General features: G+C 60.3%; 17 protein-coding genes. 11 read left to right on the top strand and 6 right to left on the bottom strand.

What is annotated here, in order from left to right:
* Nucleotides 1-31 precede the first annotated feature (31 nt).
* From QRN60_RS10555 to QRN60_RS10540, 4 genes are all read left to right on the top strand, one after another.
* A complete protein-coding gene (locus QRN60_RS10555; RefSeq protein WP_004430664.1) occupies nucleotides 32-1,399 on the top strand; it encodes a glutamine synthetase family protein in 1,368 nt (455 codons plus the stop codon).
* Nucleotides 1,400-1,417: 18 nt separating this feature from the next.
* Nucleotides 1,418-2,806, top strand: coding sequence for an aldehyde dehydrogenase family protein (locus QRN60_RS10550; protein WP_087744605.1), 1,389 nt, complete (start codon nucleotides 1,418-1,420; stop codon nucleotides 2,804-2,806).
* Complete coding sequence (locus QRN60_RS10545; protein WP_004430666.1) at nucleotides 2,803-3,948, top strand: iron-containing alcohol dehydrogenase; 1,146 nt, start codon at nucleotides 2,803-2,805, stop codon at nucleotides 3,946-3,948. The genes QRN60_RS10550 and QRN60_RS10545 overlap by 4 nt, the downstream gene beginning before the upstream one ends.
* Before the next feature lie 273 nt (nucleotides 3,949-4,221).
* A complete protein-coding gene (locus QRN60_RS10540) occupies nucleotides 4,222-4,938 on the top strand; it encodes an AAA family ATPase (protein ID WP_113076563.1) in 717 nt (238 codons plus the stop codon).
* Between the two features lie 65 nt (nucleotides 4,939-5,003).
* On the opposite strand, the gene QRN60_RS10535 is transcribed toward QRN60_RS10540, so the two are convergent.
* Entirely contained in the window at nucleotides 5,004-5,522 is a 519-nt protein-coding gene (locus tag QRN60_RS10535; protein ID WP_004430673.1) for a Spy/CpxP family protein refolding chaperone, read from the bottom strand.
* 58 nt (nucleotides 5,523-5,580) lie between these two features.
* Between QRN60_RS10535 and QRN60_RS10530 the strand changes: the two genes are divergently transcribed.
* From QRN60_RS10530 to QRN60_RS10520, 3 genes are read left to right on the top strand one after another with little or no spacing between them, the layout of a single operon-like run.
* Nucleotides 5,581-6,135, top strand: a complete 555-nt coding sequence (locus QRN60_RS10530; RefSeq protein WP_087744600.1) for a Crp/Fnr family transcriptional regulator — start codon at nucleotides 5,581-5,583, stop codon at nucleotides 6,133-6,135.
* A gap of 37 nt (nucleotides 6,136-6,172) precedes the next feature.
* The gene (locus QRN60_RS10525; protein WP_004430676.1) at nucleotides 6,173-6,820 is read left to right on the top strand and encodes a TetR/AcrR family transcriptional regulator; all 648 of its coding nucleotides are present in this window, start codon (nucleotides 6,173-6,175) and stop codon (nucleotides 6,818-6,820) included.
* Nucleotides 6,821-6,867: 47 nt separating this feature from the next.
* Nucleotides 6,868-8,073, top strand: coding sequence for an MFS transporter (locus tag QRN60_RS10520; protein WP_174069797.1), 1,206 nt, complete (start codon nucleotides 6,868-6,870; stop codon nucleotides 8,071-8,073).
* A 68-nt stretch (nucleotides 8,074-8,141) separates the two neighbouring features.
* Here QRN60_RS10520 and QRN60_RS10515 read toward each other — a convergent pair whose 3' ends face one another.
* On the bottom strand, nucleotides 8,142-9,533 hold the full coding sequence (locus QRN60_RS10515) for a L,D-transpeptidase family protein (RefSeq protein WP_004430680.1): 1,392 nt from the start codon (nucleotides 9,531-9,533) through the stop codon (nucleotides 8,142-8,144).
* Nucleotides 9,534-9,688: 155 nt separating this feature from the next.
* Here QRN60_RS10515 and QRN60_RS10510 point away from each other — a divergent pair, with 155 nt between their 5' ends.
* The 3 genes from QRN60_RS10510 to QRN60_RS10500 all read left to right on the top strand — a co-directional run bounded on the left by QRN60_RS10510 (nucleotide 9,689) and on the right by QRN60_RS10500 (nucleotide 11,365).
* Nucleotides 9,689-10,522, top strand: a complete 834-nt coding sequence (locus QRN60_RS10510; RefSeq protein WP_284765448.1) for an aldose 1-epimerase family protein — start codon at nucleotides 9,689-9,691, stop codon at nucleotides 10,520-10,522.
* 116 nt (nucleotides 10,523-10,638) lie between these two features.
* Nucleotides 10,639-10,977, top strand: a complete 339-nt coding sequence (locus tag QRN60_RS10505; protein WP_004430682.1) for a protein tyrosine phosphatase family protein — start codon at nucleotides 10,639-10,641, stop codon at nucleotides 10,975-10,977.
* A 46-nt stretch (nucleotides 10,978-11,023) separates the two neighbouring features.
* Complete coding sequence (locus QRN60_RS10500) at nucleotides 11,024-11,365, top strand: RidA family protein (protein ID WP_020813574.1); 342 nt, start codon at nucleotides 11,024-11,026, stop codon at nucleotides 11,363-11,365.
* A gap of 272 nt (nucleotides 11,366-11,637) precedes the next feature.
* Here QRN60_RS10500 and QRN60_RS10495 read toward each other — a convergent pair whose 3' ends face one another.
* The 4 genes from QRN60_RS10495 to QRN60_RS10480 all read right to left on the bottom strand — a co-directional run bounded on the left by QRN60_RS10495 (nucleotide 11,638) and on the right by QRN60_RS10480 (nucleotide 16,388).
* Nucleotides 11,638-12,390 carry a HugZ family pyridoxamine 5'-phosphate oxidase gene (locus QRN60_RS10495; RefSeq protein WP_099086048.1) on the bottom strand — a complete coding sequence of 251 codons (753 nt, stop codon included), beginning with the start codon at nucleotides 12,388-12,390 and terminating at the stop codon, nucleotides 11,638-11,640.
* An 80-nt stretch (nucleotides 12,391-12,470) separates the two neighbouring features.
* Nucleotides 12,471-14,138 carry a thiamine pyrophosphate-binding protein gene (locus QRN60_RS10490; protein WP_165000634.1) on the bottom strand — a complete coding sequence of 556 codons (1,668 nt, stop codon included), beginning with the start codon at nucleotides 14,136-14,138 and terminating at the stop codon, nucleotides 12,471-12,473.
* Complete coding sequence (gene caiB / locus QRN60_RS10485) at nucleotides 14,135-15,337, bottom strand: succinate--glutarate CoA-transferase (RefSeq protein ID WP_004430689.1); 1,203 nt, start codon at nucleotides 15,335-15,337, stop codon at nucleotides 14,135-14,137. The genes QRN60_RS10490 and caiB overlap by 4 nt, the downstream gene beginning before the upstream one ends.
* A 100-nt stretch (nucleotides 15,338-15,437) precedes the next feature.
* Nucleotides 15,438-16,388, bottom strand: a complete 951-nt coding sequence (locus tag QRN60_RS10480) for an alpha/beta fold hydrolase (RefSeq protein ID WP_129564905.1) — start codon at nucleotides 16,386-16,388, stop codon at nucleotides 15,438-15,440.
* Between the two features lie 147 nt (nucleotides 16,389-16,535).
* Between QRN60_RS10480 and ettA the strand changes: the two genes are divergently transcribed.
* A complete protein-coding gene (gene ettA / locus QRN60_RS10475) occupies nucleotides 16,536-18,185 on the top strand; it encodes an energy-dependent translational throttle protein EttA (protein ID WP_004430692.1) in 1,650 nt (549 codons plus the stop codon).
* The last annotated feature ends 126 nt before the right edge of the window (nucleotides 18,186-18,311 follow it).

Raw genomic sequence — 18,311 nt, 5'->3', positions numbered from 1 at the left:
CGATCGCCACAATAAAAGGGAACGGACAAAAATGACGAGCTACACATTCGACGCGCTTAAAATGGATGTCGCCGAGGGGCGCATCGACACGGTTCTGGCCTGCCTTGTCGACATGCAGGGGCGTCTGATGGGCAAGCGGTTCCAGGCGGAGTTCTTCGTCGAAAGCGCCTTTGAGGAAACCCATAGCTGCAACTATGTGCTTGCCACCGACATGGAGATGGAAACCGTTCCCGGTTACAAATCCTCAAGCTGGGAAAAGGGATACGGCGATTATGTGCTGAAGCCCGATCTTTCGACGCTGAGGCGTGTGCCCTGGCTGGAAGGCACGGCGCTGGTGCTGTGCGACGTGCTTGACCATCACACCCATGAGGAAGTGCCGCATTCGCCGCGCGCGCTTCTCAAAAAGCAGGTGGCGCGGCTGGAGGCCATGGGGCTGAAAGCCTATATGGCGACCGAGCTGGAATTCTTCCTGTTCGACCAGACCTTCGATGCGGCGCGTGCCAACGGCTACAAGGGGCTGAACCTCGCCAGCGGTTATAATGAAGACTATCATATCTTCCAGACGACCAAGGAAGAGGACGTCATGCGGGCGCTGCGCAAGGGCCTGCAGGGTGCGGGTATTCCGGTCGAAAATTCCAAGGGTGAGGCATCCGCCGGCCAGGCGGAAATCAACGTTCGTTACGCCGATGCGCTGACCATGGCCGACCGGCACGCCATCATCAAGAACGCCACCAAGGAGATCGCCTGGTCGAAGGGCAAGGCTGTGACCTTCCTTGCGAAGTGGAACTACAATGCCGCCGGCAGTTCCTCGCATATTCATCAGTCGCTGTGGAGCGTCGACGGCAAGACGCCTGCTTTCCTCGACAAGGACGCCAAGCACGGCATGTCGGAGCTGATGCGGCATTATGTTGCCGGGCTTCTCGCTCATGCCAGCGAGATCACCTATTTCCTCGCCCCCTATATCAATTCCTACAAGCGGTTCATGGCCGGCACGTTTGCGCCCACCAAGGCGATCTGGAGCCTCGACAACCGCACGGCGGGATATCGCCTCTGCGGCGAAGGCACCAAGGGCATCCGCATCGAATGCCGCGTCGGCGGCTCCGATCTCAATCCCTATCTCGCCATGGCGGCTTTGCTTGCGGCAGGCATTGACGGCATCGAAAATAAACTCGAACTTGAGCCCGCTTTTGTCGGCGATGCCTATGGCGGCAAGGACGTGCGCGAGATACCCAAGACCCTGCGTGACGCCACCGCGTTTCTGGACGGATCGAAAATGCTGCGAAAGGCCTTCGGCGACGACGTGATCGACCATTATGTCCATGCCGGACGGTGGGAACAGGAAGAATACGACCGCCGCGTGACCGACTGGGAAGTGGCGCGCGGTTTCGAACGAGCCTAATCATTACGGGAAAACATCATGACCATGATCCAGAATATCTCGCCCATCGACGGCTCGGTTTATGCCGAGCGGGAGGCGATGTCGCTGGAAGCGGCGCGCGCCGCCGTTTCGAAGGCGCGCAAGGCGCAAAAGGATTGGGCGCGACGTCCGCTTGAGGACCGCGTTCAGCTGGTTCTGAAGGGTGTTGCGCGCCTCAATGAAATGGTGGCGGAAGTCGTGCCGGAACTGGCGCATATGATGGGCCGTCCGGTTCGTTATGGCGGCGAGTTCAAGGGTTTCAACGAGCGCTCCAACTATGTCGCTTCCATCGCGGCAGATGCACTGGCACCGCTCGTCATCGAGGAGAGCGGCAATTTCGAACGCCGCATCGAGCGTGAGGCGCATGGCGTGGTCTTCGTCATCGCGCCGTGGAACTATCCTTACATGACGGCGATCAACACCGTTGCCCCCGCCCTGATGGCCGGAAATACGGTTGTCATCAAACATGCGGCGCAGACGCTGCTGGTGGGCGAGCGGATGGTGCGGGCCTTCGTAGAGGCCGGCGTGCCGGAAGATGTCTTCATCAACGTCTTCCTCGACCACGGCACGACTTCGGCGCTGATTTCCGAAGGTCTGTTCAATTTCGTCAACTTCACCGGTTCGGTGGAAGGCGGTCGTGCCATCGAGCGCGCCGCCGCCGGCACTTTCACCGGCCTCGGGCTTGAACTCGGCGGCAAGGACCCCGGCTATGTGATGGAGGATGCCGATCTCGACGCCGCCGTCGATACGCTGATGGACGGCGCGACCTATAATTCCGGGCAATGCTGCTGCGGCATCGAGCGCATCTACGTCAACGAAAACCTCTATGACGAATTCGTCGAGAAGTCCGTCGCCTGGGTGTCCAACTACAAGCTCGGCAATCCGCTGGAACAGGAAACGACGCTCGGGCCGATGGCCAACAAACGTTTCGCCAAGGTGGTGCGCGCGCAGATCGCAGACGCCGTCGCAAAGGGTGCCAAGGCTCTGGTCGATCCGAAGCTGTTCCCTGCCGATGACGGCGAGAGCGCGTATGTCGCGCCGCAAATCCTCGTTAATGTCGATCATTCCATGGAATTCATGACCGAAGAAACTTTCGGCCCAGCTCTTGGCATCATGAAAGTCAAGAATGACGATGAAGCCATCACACTGATGAATGACAGCAAATATGGGCTGACCGCTTCGCTCTGGACGCAGGATGCGGCACGCGCCGGGCGCATCGGCCGCGAAATCGAAACCGGCACCGTGTTCATGAACCGCGCCGATTATCTCGACCCCGCCCTTTGCTGGACCGGCGTGAAGGAAACCGGCCGTGGCGGCTCGCTTTCCGTGCTTGGTTTCCAGAACCTGACCCGACCGAAATCCTACCATCTGAAGAAAGTCACGAAATGAATATCGTCGCCAACTGGAGCTATCCCACCGCCGTCAAGCTTGGACGTGGCCGGATCAAGGAACTGGCGGAAGCCTGCAAGACGCTTGGCATCAGGAAACCGCTGCTCGTCACGGATCGCGGCCTAGCAAATATGGCGATCACCGCCCACGCGCTCGACGTGTTGGAAGAGGCTGGCCTCGGCCGGGCGATCTTCGCCGATGTCGATCCGAACCCCAACGAGATAAACATGGAAGCGGGCGTCAAAGCCTATCGCGATGGCGGCCATGACGGCGTTGTCGCCTTTGGCGGCGGTTCAGGTCTCGATCTCGGCAAGACCATCGCCTTCATGGCCGGGCAGACGCGCCCGGTCTGGGATTTCGAGGATATCGGTGACTGGTGGACGCGGGCGGACGCCTCGAAGATCGCCCCAATCGTCGCCGTTCCGACGACTGCCGGCACCGGTTCGGAAGTTGGCCGCGCCAGCGTCATCACCAATTCGCAGACCCATGTGAAGAAGATCATCTTCCATCCGAAGCTCTTGCCCGGCGTCGTCATCTGCGATCCGGAGCTGACGGTCGGCATGCCGAAGGTCATCACGGCGGGAACGGGCATGGATGCCTTCGCCCATTGCCTGGAGGCCTATTCGTCGCCGTTCTTCCATCCGATGAGCGCCGGCGTGGCGCTTGAGGGTCTGCGTCTTGTCAAGGAATTCCTCCCGCGCGCCTATAAGGATGGCACGGATATCGAGGCACGCACCAATATGATGGCGGCGGCGGCGATGGGCGCGGTTGCCTTCCAGAAGGGCCTCGGCGCCATTCACTCGCTCTCGCATCCGATCGGCGCGGTCTACAACACCCATCACGGCATGACCAATGCCGTCGTGATGCCGGCAGTACTGCGCTTCAACCGCCCGGCCATCGAAGACAAGATTGCGCGTGCGGCCGCCTATCTCGGCATTTCCGGCGGCTTTGACGGCTTTTATGACTATGTGCTGGAGCTTCGCAAGGAGCTCGGCGTGCCTGATAACCTGACCGCCATGGGCATCAAGCCTGATCGCATCGATGAGCTGGCGGCGGAAGCGATCAAGGATCCGAGCTGCGGTGGCAATCCGGTGCCGATGACGCTTGAGAATACCAGGAAGCTGTTCGAGGACTGCTTTTAGAGATAACCTTTATTCGTCAGGCTTGTGAGAGGTCGAGAGGCTTCTCCCCGGCGGGGAGAAGAAACATGCCGCGCCTTCACGCCGTGCGAGGTAAGCTCGAAGAGGACGCCGCTATTTATCGACAGCCCGCAATACTCCATCGCGGGCTTTTCGTTACGCGGCATAACCGTTCTTAGCCTTTTATTAACCCTGTTCGTTAAGATTACGGAAAGCACCATGAATTGCTTCGGTGCGTGAATGAGCATGAAACGGCTCTGATCAATCGGGGATATCATGCCTGTCATTACTTTTGCCAACACCAAGGGCGGCGCGGGAAAAACCACCGCCGTACTGCTTCTGGCAACCGAACTGGCCCGCAGCGGCCACCGTGTGACGGTGCTGGATGCCGATCCGCAATTGTGGATTTCCCGCTGGCACGAATTATCAGGCGAGATCGAAAATCTTTCGGTGATTTCGCATGTGACGATGGCCTCGCTCGAGGGCCATATTCGCGAAAACAAGGCCAACACCGACTGTTTCATCATCGACCTTCCGGGAGCGAAAACGCCGCTTCTGACGATGGCGCTCGGTATTTCCGATCATGTACTGATCCCGGTACAGGGCTCAGCCATGGATGCGCGCGGCGCCGCCGAGGTTCTCGATCATATCGAATTCCTGAACCGCAAGATGGGCAAGGCGATAGCCCATTCCATCGTGCTGACGCGGGTCAATGCCATGGTGGCGACACGCTCCCTACTGCTCGTCAAGATGCTGCTCGCGGAAAAGAACGTCTCGGTTCTCAATACACCGATTGTCGAGAGAGCGGCCTATCGCGATATTTTCGATTACGGCGGCACGCTTCTCTGTCTCGACAAGGACAAGGTCAGCAATATCGACAAGGCCGTGGAGAATGCGAAAGCCTTCGCGACGGAGGTCGTCGGCCTTCTGCCGCAACGGCTTCTGCGGCTCGGCACGCAACCTGCGCGCCTTTTCACCCACCAGGCCGCCTGAGAGCTGCCCCCAGGGCAGGGCGGCTCCATCCGCCTGCTTAAGGCCAGAGGACATTTTCCGGCTCGTTAAGGCGCATAGCCGCGCAGCTTGTTGTAACGTGCGATCTGTTCCTTGGTCAGCAGCTTCACCGTTTCGAGATGAGCGGCAAGGTGGATGTATCTCAGCCTGGCGCGGCTTTCTTCAATACGGTCGAGCTGCGCGCGCAGTTGATCCGCATCGATTGCGCCGTTACGGAAGCTCGCATCCAGCGCCGCTTCGCCGGCGATCATTTGCCTGCCTTCTGTCGCGGCATCTTTTCGCATGGTTTGAAACAGCTGCTCGACGGCGGTGTTCTGCTCCACCGTCAGCGCCAGTTCGGTCGCCATCTTTCCGACATGTGAGGGACCCGGCATGCCGTTGAGATCGGCGGCCTTCGCAAAGCCCCATCCGCCTCCCTGTTCCAGTTCGGCCATATCCTCGGCCGACAGGCTTTTGATGGTTCGGCTCTGCTGGCCCGCATAGGGAGACTGGTGGCGATGCTGCTCTTCCGCCATGGCGGAGAGGGGGATAAGGGCGGTGAGGAATACAGGAACCGTGAATTTCATGGGTGCTGTCCGAGCTGTTGCGATCCCCTGAGCTTGCCAGCCGGCCGGTTTGCCGGACATGATAGAAATCATGTCGAGTTCGATTTTTGACCAGCTTCGCCCGAGGGCGTCCATCTCCCGATCCTTTGAAAAAGGTGAATACCTTTTTCATCAGGGCGATCCCATTCACATGCTGGCGCTGGTCGCCAAGGGTTACGTCCACCTGATGCGGTTTCAGGCGGATGGACATAGTGCAGTGTTGCAGCGCGCGGGACCCCTGACGATTCTTGCCGAAGCCTCGGTCTTCTCGAAGCAATATCACTGCGACGCCATCGCGATGACAGCAGGGCGCGCATTGTTCGTGCCAATCGGCACGCTGCGGCAATTGCTTGAACGCGAGCCAGCATTCGCGCTGGAATGGATAAGTCACATTTCCGTCGAGTTGAAAAATGTCAGAACGCGTGCGGAAATATTGGCGCTGCGCTCGGTCAGCGCGCGGCTCGATGCATGGATCACCGTCAACGAAGGCAGGCTTCCGCCCAAGGGTCAATGGAAGGGCCTCGCAGCTGAAATAGGCGTTTCTGCCGAGGCGTTGTATCGGGAAATAGCGAGACGCCCGGCTTCATCCGACTAACCGGGCGCAGGCGACAAATTATCTGCTTGATTTGGAAATGATCGTTTCCTATATTGCGGCCATGACCAATATCGCCCAACCCAATTCTCAGGAACAGCGCCATCGCGGCAGGCCACGCGAGTTCGATCTCGATCATGCGCTTGATGGCGCGATCCGTGTCTTTTCCAGACGCGGTTACCACGCCACCTCCGTTGGCGATCTCACCGATGCGATGGAACTGGCGCAGGGCAGTCTTTACAAGGCCTTCAAGGACAAGAAGGCCGTGTTCATCGCCACGATGGAGCGCTACAGGACCGTACAGACCGAGCGTTTCGAGGCAGCGGTGGCCGGTTTCGATACCGGTTACGAGCGCCTTAGGGCAGGCCTGATGTTCTATGCGGAACGGTCGCATGGCGGTGTCGGTTCTGACGGATGTCTGGTGGTTGGTGCTGCTGCCGATCTGGCGGCTCTGGATGACGACATTGCAGTTGTGGTCGAGCGGGCTGTGAAGGCGAGGGAGCGCATCGTCGCCCGTCTCGTTGCCGAAGGGCAGAAGGATGGTTCCGTAGGTTCAAAGGCTGATCCCGATGATCTCGCCCGGGCGATGTTGTGCATGATGTACGGCATGCGCGTGGTGGGAAAGACGGGGCGCAGCCTCAAAGACATGGTGGCCGTGGTGGATATCGCCATGAAGCTTGCCGAGTGATTTTTGTGATTATTTAGGAAACGATTGTTTCCATATTGGAGAAAATGATGACGACGCGTGTAATTGAAGGGGATGATGTTGAGGCAACATCCATTTCCCCGGCTTTGACTTTCCTCCTGGCGACAGCCTGCGGACTGATTGCCGCCAATCTTTATTATGGCCAGCCGCTTGCCGGCATTATCGGGGCGGAACTTGGTCTTTCCGTCGGCGCTACCGGCCTTATCGTAACCCTGACTCAGATCGGTTACGGTATCGGTCTGCTGTTTGTCGTGCCGCTTGGCGATCTCGTTGAAAACCGCAAGCTGGTCGTCAGTTCCGTCGCGATGGCGGTGCTTTCCCTCGTGGGAGCGGCATTCGCGCCGCATGCGGCCCCGTTTCTGATTGCGGCCTTCCTGGTCGGCGTCAGTTCGGTCGCGGTACAGGTCATCGTTCCCTATGCCGCCCATATGGCGCCGCACGCCATTCGCGGCAGGGTCGTCGGCAATGTCATGAGCGGGCTGATGGCCGGCATCATGCTGGCGCGGCCGGTATCCAGCCTCCTGTCGGAAGTGGTGTCATGGCGCGGTGTTTTTCTGACGTCTGCGGCAGTCATGGCGCTTCTTGCCGTGGTGCTTTTCCGGCTTCTGCCCACCCGCATGCCCGATGCGCGGCTGAGCTATGGGGCCTTGATGGCCTCGATGGGCCGGCTGGCGCTTCACACGCCGATCCTGCGGCGGCGGGCGATCTATCACGCCTTCCTGTTTGCGGCTTTCAGCCTGTTCTGGACCACGACGCCGCTTTATCTGAGCGGGCCGCATTTTAATCTGAGTCAGGGCGAGATTGCGCTCTTTGCACTGGCCGGTGCGGCCGGCACCGTGGCCGCCCCGATTGCCGGGCGGATGGCCGATCGCGGCTGGACGCGTGCGGCCACCTTCTTTGCACTGGTGGCGGTGGCGCTCTCCTTCGTCGTCACCCATCTGGCGCCTGAAGGCTCACATCTGGCGCTCGCCATTCTGGTCGTCGCGGCCATCGTTCTGGATTTCGGCGTCACCACCAATCTGGTGCTCGGCCAGCGGGCGATCTTTACGCTCGGAGCGGAATTCCGCAGCCGCCTGAACGGCATCTACATGGCGACGTTCTTCATGGGCGGTGCGATCGGTTCCGCCGTGGGCGGCTGGGCCTATGCTGTCGGCGAATGGCAGGCCGCCTCGTGGATCGGCTTCGCCTTGCCGGTGGCGGCCCTTCTATATTTCCTGACGGAAAAGCGCGACTGAAACTCCATCAACGAAAAAAGCCCGGCGGACCAAACCGCCGGGCTTTTTCTTTTTTTGTTCCAGTCAATCTATTCCGCGAATTCGACCACCACGCCGGGACGGACCATTTTCGCCAGTTCGGTCGCATCCCAGTTGGTCAGGCGGATACAGCCGTGGCTGTTGGTCTTGCCGATCTTGGACGGTTCCGGCGTGCCGTGAATGCCGTAGGTCGGCTTCGACAGGGCAATCCAGACCGTGCCGACCGGGCCGTTCGGACCCGGCGGGATCTGCAGGATCTTGTCGTTCTGGCCCTGCTTGAAGTTGATCTTCGGATTATAGGTGTAGCCCGGATTGAGCGCGATGCGCTCCACCGTATGCGTGCCGCTCGGCGACGGCGTATCCGTGGAGCCGATGGTGGCGGGGTAGGCGGCGATCAGATTGCCGTCCTGACCATAAGCGAAGACCTGTTTGATGCCCTTGTGCGCAACGATACGGGCGACCTGCCCCTTCTTCGTCTCGCCGGGATTAACCACCTTGATGATGGTGCCGGGCACGGAGAAATCGATGCCGGGGTTCAGTTCCTTCAGGTAGTTCTCATCCATGTGGAAGCGTTCGGCCAGCGCCTCGGACGTGGAGGTGAAGGAGAGGGCCGGCAATTGTGATTTTGCGGCATAGTCGTCCGGAATGGAGGCGACATAGGGACCGGCGGCGTCGGCGGCGGTAATCGTATAATCCACGATCGGCATGCCGCCGGAGGCGCGCAGCCGCTCCAGAATATCATCGGAATTGTTCGGATCGAGCTTTTCACCTGTCATGTCCTGCCAGGCGGCAATCGCCTTGTTGACGTTGTCGCCCATCTTGCCGTCGATAACGCCGGGCGAGATGCCCTCGCGATCGAGGAAGGTCTGCAGCGCGACGATTTCCTGACGCGAGCGGTTGACCGGTGTGGTCACCGGCGTATGCCGCTCAATCAGGTGATCCGGCTGCGGAACGGCGGCCGTGGTGCTCTCGCCGGGCATCGGTTGACCGAGTGGGCCGCTTTCAACCGCGCCGGGCGCGGGAACAGAACCGGTATAGAAATTGTCGTCGGAGCCGTCGCCGCGATATTCGCGGTAATCGCGCACGCTGCCATTGTCCTGATAGCCATAGTCGCGCTGCGGCTCGCGATACTGGCCGCCGGGGGCGGGCGGATAATAGGTGGTGTCGCGCTGGCGTGCCTGCTGACGCTGCTGATAACCGGAGGGCATTTCGGTGGCCAGGAGATTGCCGTACTGGTCGTAAAACACCGTGCGACCCATCGCATCACGGCTGATGACGATATCACCGCGCTCCGGCATGAAGTCGAGCACACGACCGTCCGGAGTGACCAGCATTGTCTGCTGTTGGTCGCCATAACGCTGCTGCGCACCAGCCTGCAGCGGGGCGAAAACCGCCACCAGCGCGACCGTCAGACCCAGAGCTGCGTTAAGAAACTGTTTCACGATTCTGCTATCCCTTGCTTGTTCACCGATAAACACACCGCAATCTTGACCCTATTGTGAAAAAGGTGAATTCGCGGTTAATGCAATCTTAATTTCCGTCACGGTTAGTAGCGTTTCCGTGAACCATGCGTTTTTAGTGCCACAGGGAGGTTATCTTGCGTTCGTTTCAGGCTGGCAGGTCGCCACGCATTTTCCTCGATGAAACCTCCGTTTTCGATATCGGCGCCTGCGTCGTCGATGGCATTGATATCGCGCCCGGCCGCGCCATTCCCGATGATGGCGATGCGCGTATCGACCATTCGCTGGAAGGCTTTCTGTTCACCTGCGGTCCCGACCATATCCGCCATCCCGAACCGATCGATGGCGACGGTGAGGGGCGTCGATATCCGCTGCATGGCTCCATCTCCTCGCATCCCGCGACGATCATCGTCTTCGATGTTCAAGAGTCCAATGCGCTGGCGCGTGTCGAGGTTCCCGTGAAGCTTGCCGATGGCGGCACAGCGCTGCTGGAACGGACATGGAGCATCGATGGCGAAAGCGGCGAAGTCAGCCTTGATGACAGGATCGTCAATACGTCAGACCGGCCGATCCCGGTGTTCCTGATGTATCACATGAATGTCGGCGCCCGCCTGTTTGATGATGCCGTGCGGCTCGAAGGCGCGATGCTGGAGGGCGGCGGCCATGGCTGGCGTTTTGGCGAGGAGCCGGGCAATGTTTTCTGTGTTTCCGCCGGCAAGGACGAATGGGCGGAATTGAAGCTTGGCCCGATTGCGGCCATCGGCGGGAAGACGCTGACCGTGCGTTTTCGCACGGAGACGCTGCCCTATCTGCAAATGTGGCGTAACCAGCAGGAGCCTGCCAATGTGCTCGGCATCGAGCCGGTTTCGCATCGCTGGGTGGGGCGTAGCGAGCTTGAGGCGGCGGGCGAGTTCAATATTCTTCAGCCGGGCGAAAGCCGTTCCTTCGGCCTGCGCTTTTCCATCCTCTGAGCCGTACCGAATGAAGGCCGCGCATCATTGACGCATGGGGTTTGACCGCTTACATCGGATGCGGATTTAAGGATGACAGCCAGCGGCGCGGACGCCGGTTTCAGCGGAGGTATGACATGGATATCAGGCGCATAGACGACGAATATTCGGTAACGGGACAGATCAGCGTTGCTGATCTGGACGAGATCAAGGCGCTCGGCTTCAAGTCGATTGTCTGCCACCGCCCTGACGGCGAAGAAGAGGGCCAGCCGCTTTTTGCCGATATTGCCGAGCGTGCCGAGCAGCTTGGCCTCACCATCATGCATGTGCCGGTTGGACGTTACGGCGTCGACGCCGATGCCGTTACGGGCATGGTGGATGCGCTGGACGAATTGCAGCGCCCGATGCTTGGTTATTGCCGCTCCGGCGCGCGCTCAACGGCCATCTACGAAAAGACCCATCACCTGCGCGGCTGATTTTCCGCGCATCTAGATTTTTAATGCCAATCAACAGGAGTTTTTCATGACCATCAAGCGTATCGAGCCGGGCAAGCGCATGAGCGGCGCCGTCGTTCACGGCAACATCGTTTATCTGGCCGGCCAGGTTGGCGAAGGCACGAGCGTTACGGAACAGAGCAAGTCTGCTCTCGCTGAAGTCGACCGCCTGCTGGCCGCTGCCGGTTCCGACAAGTCGAAGATCCTGCAGACGATCATCTATCTCTCCGACATGTCCACCTTCGGCGAAATGAACGCCGTCTGGGAAGGCTGGATCGACCCGGCAAACCCGCCGGCCCGCGCCACCAGCGGTGCACCATTGGCAACGCCGGACTACAAGGTCGAGTTCATCGTGACCGCTGCTCTCTGAGCAACGGTTTGATTTCTGAGAAAAGGCCGGGTTGCGGATTGCAGCCCGGCCTTTTTTGATGGGATGGGGTCAAAAAACTCTCCCCGTCATACCGGGCTTGACCCGGCATCCAGCCACGCCGCGCCTGCGCCGTAAAAAGAGTCTTTTGCGATCAAAGACTTGATCGCGCTGGACCCGGATCCAGTCCGGGGCGACGGGGCGACATGGCCACAAAATGCCAAGTAGAAGCAATTTCATGGTTTTTGAATCGCTTGCGCCTGTCACCTCACCGGCTAAGCAAGCGCCTTCTCAAATTGCTTCAACGTCGTCACCCGCTCAGCAAACCACAGCCGCGCCAGATCGCTGGCCGAGGCGAGATCGATGCCATCCGGGTCGATGGAGGTGATCGTCCAGCGGCCTGATTTTGCGCCGGCCAGAACGGCAAGCCGGGCCGCTTCGCCCTTGATGGCGTTGAGGCGGGTCGCTTCGCTTTCCGCCGCCGCCATCAACTCTTCCGCACCTGATAGATCGGTGCGCAGATCGGCTGGCGTGATGTTGCTGGCGTTGCGGGCCGGGCCGCCATTGATCTGCACGCCCTCTGTCCGCAGCCGGTAAAGCCGCGTATCGGGCAGGGAGAGATAGAGCTTGGCCTTGGGATAACGGGCAATGTAGCGCCCGATGGCGAGTGGAACTTCATCCGGGCCGATTTGTTCCGCCTTGCCCACCAGTGTCAGCCGTGGCAGCGTCAGCGCATCGCCTTTGCCGAAGGGGGCGAGTGTCAGCGAGATGCGCGGGTCGGCCTCCATGTTGCGGGCGTGCAGCGTCAGCCCGGCCGCGAAGAAGAACGGCGTGCCATCCGGCTCGATGCCGATATTGGTTGCGGTCGTATAGGGATAACCGCTGACGGGATCGAGAGTGGCGAGCGCTGCCGTGCGGGATGTGTGCAGCACGTCGCGGGCTACGCGCACCGCCTCGAAAGGCGCGCCGGCCGAGGGTTCGATCTTCGCGCCGCGTGGAGTAATGACGGGAGGGGCTGCGTCCGGCATGTCGTATCCTAAGCTGTGAGTCTCAGTCAGGATTTACACCATGCCGGAGCCGTGTCTATCACCAATATCGGAGGGCAATGTCAGGTGCGGGTCCTGATCTGCGTCAGGGTACGTGTCGGCGTGATCGCTTCCGCATCCAGCTTTACTTCGATGATGGCCGGCTTGCCGCTTGCACGGGCCCGTTCGAAGGCGGCGGCGAAGTCTTCGGTCTTTTCCACCGTTTCGCCGTGGCCGCCATAGGCCTTGGCAAAGGCGTTGAAATCCGGATTGACGAGATCGGTGCCGCTGACACGGCCGGGATATTCCCGCTCCTGATGCATGCGGATGGTGCCATAGGTGCCGTTATTGACCAGCACGGTGATGATCGGCAGCCCGTAACGCACGGCGGTGATGAATTCCTGTCCGTGCATCATGAAACAGCCGTCACCTGCAAAGCAGATCACCTCACGCTCGGGGAACAGATGCTTGGCGGCAACCGCCGCTGGCAGACCGTAACCCATCGAGCCTGATGTTGGCGCCGATTGCGTGTTGTAGCGACGGAAGCGGTGGAAGCGATGCACCCAGGTAGCATAGTTGCCCGCGCCATTGGTGAAGATCGCATCCTCGGGCACATTGGCCTCGATCCAGTCCATGATCGGACCCATCTGCACCGCGCCGGGGCCGGTCTGCGGTGGCGTGGACCAATTCAGATAGGCCGCATGCATGGCGGCGGTGCGGTCCGCCCATGCGGCATTTGCAGAAAGCGTGAGTGAGGAGAGGGCGCTAACGAAATCATCCGGCGCGGCGCAGATTGCCAGATCCGGTCGATAGACGCGGCCAAGTTCTTCCGCTTCCGGATAGATATGGACGAGTTTCTGCGACGGGTAGGGGATGTCGAGCAGCGTATAGCCGGAAGACGGCATTTCGGAGAGGCGGCCGCCGAGCAGAACCACGAGGTCGGATTCCTTGATCTCCTTGGCCAGCGCCGGGTTGATGCCGATGCCGACATCGCCCGCATAGGAGGGGCTCAGATGATCGAACAGCATCTGGCGGCGGAAGGAACAGCCGACGGGAAGTTTGTGCTTTTCCGCAAAAGCCTTGAAGCCTGCGACGCTTTCCTCGGACCAGCGCGTACCGCCGATGATGAAGACCGGGCGCTTTGCCTCATCAAGCATTTTTGCGAAGGCGGCCATCTGCGACGGGCCAGGATGTGCCTCGACGGGTGTGTAGGGCTTCGCCTGGGGCGCTTCGACCTCTTCCACCAGCATGTCTTCGGGCAGCGTCAGCACCACCGGGCCGGGACGGCCGGAGGTTGCTACGGCAAAGGCGCGGGTGACGAATTCGGGAATGCGGCGGGCGTCGTCGATCTCGCCCACCCATTTGGCGAATTCGGTGAAGGCGCGGCGATATTCCACTTCCTGAAAGGCCTCGCGCTCACGCGCTTCGCGCTGCACCTGGCCGATGAAGAGGATCATCGGAATGGAATCCTGCCTTGCGATATGCAGGCCGGCCGAGGCGTTGGTTGCGCCCGGACCACGGGTCACCATGCAGATGCCTGGTTCGCCGGTCAGCCGGCCCCAGGTGTCGGCCATCATGGCGGCACCGCCTTCCTGGCGGCAGACCACGGTTTCGATGCCGCTTTCATAAAGCGCATCCAGCACGGCGAGATAGCTTTCCCCCGGAACGCAGGAAACGCGGGAGACGCCATTGGCCTTCAGCGCTTCGACGATCAATTGCCCGCCTGTTCTTTTCATTCCGGCTGCAGTCATGGCGTCGTGGTCCTTTCGATGTTTTCCAGTTCGGCCAGCACCTGCGCCTGATGTTCGCCGAGCTTCGGGCTCGGGCGTTCATAGCGCAGCGGCGTTTGCGACATGATAATCGGTGTGCGGACACCGGGGATGACGGTGCCGTCTTCGGCCTCCAGATCGATGCGAAGGCCACGTGCCTGAACCTGTGGATCGGCGAACATTTCCTCGATGGAGTTGATCGGCCCGGCCGGGACGGCGTTCTTTTCGCAGGCGGTCAGAAGATCGCGCTTCTGCCATTTCAAGGTTTCCGTGGACACGATCTGCCGCACCTCGACCTTATGGGCCACGCGGGCCTTGTTCGTCGCGTAACGCTCGTCATCGGCAATCGCACCGATGCCGAGAATATTGCAGAGGCGGCGGAACTGGCCGTCATTGCCGACCGCAAGGATGAGGAAGCCATCGGCCGTCGGCACCACCTCATAGGGGGAAATATTCGGGTGGGCGTTGCCGAGTCGGACGGGAGGCTTGCCGGAAATCAGGTAATTCATGTTCTGGTTGGCGAGCACGGCCGATTGCACATCGAGAAGCGCCATGTCGATATGCTGGCCTTCGCCTGATCGAATGGCGTGGATCAGGGCCGCCTGAATGGCTGACACGGAATAGATGCCGGTAAAGATATCGGCCACCGCAACACCCGCCTTCATCGGCTGGCCATCCGCTTCGCCCGTGATCGACATGAAGCCGGACATGCCCTGCACGATATAGTCGTATCCGGCGAGATCGGCATAAGGCCCGGTCTGGCCGAAGCCGGTGATGGAGCAATAGATCAGCTTCGGATTGAGCGCCCGCAGGCTCTCGTAGTCGAGGCCATATTTGGCAAGCCCGCCGCGCTTGAAATTCTCGATGACGACATCGGCGGTGCGCACCAGCCGGCGCACCAGCTCGCAACCCTCGGGCGTCTTCAGATCGGCAACGATGGAGCGTTTGCCGCGATTGGTGGCGTGATAGTAGGCGGCGGAGAGGTTTTCTCCATCGGCATCTTCGACGAAGGGCGGGCCCCATGCGCGGGTATCGTCGCCGCCCTCGGGGTTTTCCACCTTGATGACATCAGCGCCCATATCGGCCAGCATCTGCCCCGCCCAGGGACCGGCCAGAACACGCGCCAGCTCGATGACGCGAATGCCTGATAGCGGCGGTTTCCTGTTCGGCATGTCGGTCATCTGTCCCCCGGTATTTGTGTCTGCCGGTTTATAGACCGCTGCTTGCCGCGTCGCATGTGATTTTATCTCATGGACTTATTCCGTTTCGGCAAAGGCCGCCTCAATCGCCGACGACGCGCCCGCACCAGGCGGCGAAATCCACCGCCACGGCCTGCCAGCCGATCTCGTTCAAGGTCTCGTGCCGCATGCCCTTGTAGATCGTGTGCTCGACATGGCTGAAGCCTGCCTCCCGGAAATGCTCCGCCAGCCAGACGATCTCTTGGCCGTCATTGGTGGCGGCGTCCTGATCGCCGCTGACAAGCAGAAGCGGCAAGGCTTTTGGCAGGCGCTCGATGAGTTTCGGTGCGCGATAGGACATTTGGAAAACATCCTGCCACAGGGAAACACTGGCCTCGAACTGGCAGAGCGGGTCTTCCACATAGGCGTCCACCGCCGCCCTGTCGTGGCTCAGCCAGTCGGCATGGGTGCGCCTTTCCGGCATTCGGGCATTCCATGCGCGGAAGGTTGCCTTCGGCAGAATGGCGCTCGGCACATCAGAGCCTTTCAGCATTTTTTCCAGCCGCAGCAGAACCTGTGCGACACGGCCCATGAGGCCGGGATTGAGATTGGAATTCCAGATCGACAGGCCGTCGAAGGCATCCGGATGGCTGACGGCGGTGTTAAGCGCCACGAGGCCACCCATGGAATGGCCGAACAGGATCACCGGCAGGCCGGGGTGCCTTTCGCCAACCATCCGGCGCATCGCCATGACATCGGCAACGACCTTTTCCGCGCCGTCCTTCCAGCCAAAACGGCCGAGAGGCGCATCTGCCGCTCTCGTGCGGCCATGGCCGCGATGGTCGTGTGCATAGACTTCGAAACCCTGCTTCGACATCACATCCGCGAACCGGCGATAGCGGCCTGCATGGTCAACCAGCCCGTGGCAGATCATCAGCACGCCGCGCGCCGGGGAAAGGGCGGAGGGCTGGTGGCGAAAGGCGATGGATGCGCCGGAGGGGGCTTCCAGTCTCTCAATACGGCTGAAGGCCAAGTCGTCGGTCGTTTCATTCATGATCGCGCCTGTCCTGCCATAACATCCCTTGTCATAATCATGGGGTCATAATCGTGCCAGAGGTTGCCCCAAGGTCCTAATTACCCTACATAGCGGCAAATTTCCCGATACGTACTCTTAAAAATCCGATGTGGAGCATTCGCTACAATGGCACGTCAATTCATCTATCACATGGCCGGGCTGAACAAGGCCTATGGCGCGAAGAAGGTTCTGGAGAACGTTCATCTCTCCTTCTACCCCGACGCCAAGATCGGTATCCTCGGCCCGAACGGCGCCGGTAAGTCGACTGTTTTGAAGATCATGGCCGGTCTCGACAAGGAATATACCGGCGAGGCATGGCTGGCCGAAGGCGCGACGCTTGGTTATCTCGAGCAGGAGCCGAAGCTCGACGAAAACAAGACCGTGATGGAAAACGTCATGGAAGGCGTGGCGAGCAAGACGGCAATCGTCGACCGCTACAACGAATTGATGATGAACTATTCCGACGAAACGGCGGATGAGGGCGCGAAGCTCCAGGACATCATCGACAGCCAGAACCTGTGGGACCTCGAAAACCAGGTCGAAATGGCGATGGACGCCCTGCGTTGCCCGCCCGGTGACTCAGCCGTAACAGGCCTTTCCGGTGGTGAACGCCGCCGCGTGGCGCTGTGCCGCCTGCTGCTGTCGCAGCCGGACCTGCTGCTGCTCGACGAACCGACCAACCACCTTGATGCGGAAACCATTGCGTGGCTTGAAAAGCACCTGCGCGACTATCCCGGCGCCGTGATGATGATCACCCACGACCGCTACTTCCTCGACAACGTCACGGGCTGGATTCTCGAGCTCGACCGTGGCCGCGGCATTCCCTATGAAGGCAACTACTCCGCTTACCTGCAGGCGAAAGCCAAGCGCATGCAGCAGGAAGCCCGCGAAGATGCATCGCGCCAGAAGGCCATCAGCCGCGAAAGCGAGTGGATCGCCTCCAGCCCCAAGGCACGCCAGACGAAATCCAAGGCCCGTATCAAGGCCTATGACGAACTGGTGGAAGCAGCTGAAAACCGCCGTCCCGGCGACGCGCAGATCGTTATTCCGGTTGCCGAGCGTCTTGGCCGCGTTGTCATCGAGGCCGAGAACCTCACCAAGTCCTATGGCGACCGCGTGCTGATCGAAAACCTTTCCTTCAAGCTGCCGCCCGGCGGCATCGTCGGCGTCATCGGTCCGAACGGTGCGGGTAAGTCCACGCTGTTCAAGATGATCACCGGTCAGGAACAGCCGGATAGCGGTTCGGTAACTGTCGGCGAGACGGTTCAGCTCGGTTATGTCGACCAGAGCCGCGATACGCTGGCGGGTGACAAGACCGTCTGGGAGGAAATCTCCGGCGGCAACGACATCATCAAGCTCGGCAAGTTCGAAGTGAACTCGCGCGCCTATTGCGGCGCCTTCAACTTCAAGGGCGGCGATCAGCAGCAGAAGGTCGGTAACCTCTCGGGTGGTCAGCGTAACCGCGTGCACCTCGCCAAGATGCTGAAGGCCGGCGGCAACGTGCTGCTGCTCGACGAACCGACCAACGACCTTGATACGGAAACGCTGGCAGCGCTCGAAGAAGCGCTGGAAGCCTTCGCCGGCTGCGCCGTTATCATCAGCCACGACCGCATGTTCCTCGACCGCCTGGCCACACACATCCTCGCTTTCGAGGGTGACAGCCACGTGGAATGGTTCGAAGGCAACTTCGAAGACTACGAAAAGGATAAGGTCCGCCGCCTCGGCCCGGAAAGCATCAAGCCCGGCCGCGTGAGCTACAAGCGCCTGACACGCTGATCCTTTCATCATCTCTTCAAGAAAGGCCCGCCGTAAAGCGGGCCTTTTTCCGTGCAATAAGTGGACATGATCGTCTCGCACGACACTTTACGCTTGCATCGAACGCCACATCGACATAAAGATATC

Source organism: Agrobacterium sp. CFBP2214 (assembly GCF_030209895.1).
GTDB lineage: Bacteria > Pseudomonadota > Alphaproteobacteria > Rhizobiales > Rhizobiaceae > Agrobacterium > Agrobacterium radiobacter.
This window is presented reverse-complemented; position numbering and strand designations above follow the sequence as displayed.

Excerpts from the sequence above, each read along its gene's own strand:
- QRN60_RS10550 (WP_087744605.1), top strand. The coding sequence starts at position 1,418 with ATGACCATGATCCAGAATATCTCGCCCATCGACGGCTCGGTTTATGCC.
- QRN60_RS10530 (WP_087744600.1), top strand. The coding sequence starts at position 5,581 with ATGATAGAAATCATGTCGAGTTCGATTTTTGACCAGCTTCGCCCGAGG.
- caiB (WP_004430689.1), bottom strand. The coding sequence starts at position 15,337 with ATGACCGACATGCCGAACAGGAAACCGCCGCTATCAGGCATTCGCGTC.
- QRN60_RS10535 (WP_004430673.1), bottom strand. The coding sequence starts at position 5,522 with ATGAAATTCACGGTTCCTGTATTCCTCACCGCCCTTATCCCCCTCTCC.
- QRN60_RS10480 (WP_129564905.1), bottom strand. The coding sequence starts at position 16,388 with ATGAATGAAACGACCGACGACTTGGCCTTCAGCCGTATTGAGAGACTG.
- QRN60_RS10540 (WP_113076563.1), top strand. The coding sequence starts at position 4,222 with ATGCCTGTCATTACTTTTGCCAACACCAAGGGCGGCGCGGGAAAAACC.
- QRN60_RS10490 (WP_165000634.1), bottom strand. The coding sequence starts at position 14,138 with ATGACTGCAGCCGGAATGAAAAGAACAGGCGGGCAATTGATCGTCGAA.
- QRN60_RS10525 (WP_004430676.1), top strand. The coding sequence starts at position 6,173 with ATGATCGTTTCCTATATTGCGGCCATGACCAATATCGCCCAACCCAAT.
- QRN60_RS10500 (WP_020813574.1), top strand. The coding sequence starts at position 11,024 with ATGACCATCAAGCGTATCGAGCCGGGCAAGCGCATGAGCGGCGCCGTC.
- QRN60_RS10555 (WP_004430664.1), top strand. The coding sequence starts at position 32 with ATGACGAGCTACACATTCGACGCGCTTAAAATGGATGTCGCCGAGGGG.
- QRN60_RS10495 (WP_099086048.1), bottom strand. The coding sequence starts at position 12,390 with ATGCCGGACGCAGCCCCTCCCGTCATTACTCCACGCGGCGCGAAGATC.
- QRN60_RS10505 (WP_004430682.1), top strand. The coding sequence starts at position 10,639 with ATGGATATCAGGCGCATAGACGACGAATATTCGGTAACGGGACAGATC.
- QRN60_RS10545 (WP_004430666.1), top strand. The coding sequence starts at position 2,803 with ATGAATATCGTCGCCAACTGGAGCTATCCCACCGCCGTCAAGCTTGGA.
- QRN60_RS10520 (WP_174069797.1), top strand. The coding sequence starts at position 6,868 with ATGACGACGCGTGTAATTGAAGGGGATGATGTTGAGGCAACATCCATT.
- ettA (WP_004430692.1), top strand. The coding sequence starts at position 16,536 with ATGGCACGTCAATTCATCTATCACATGGCCGGGCTGAACAAGGCCTAT.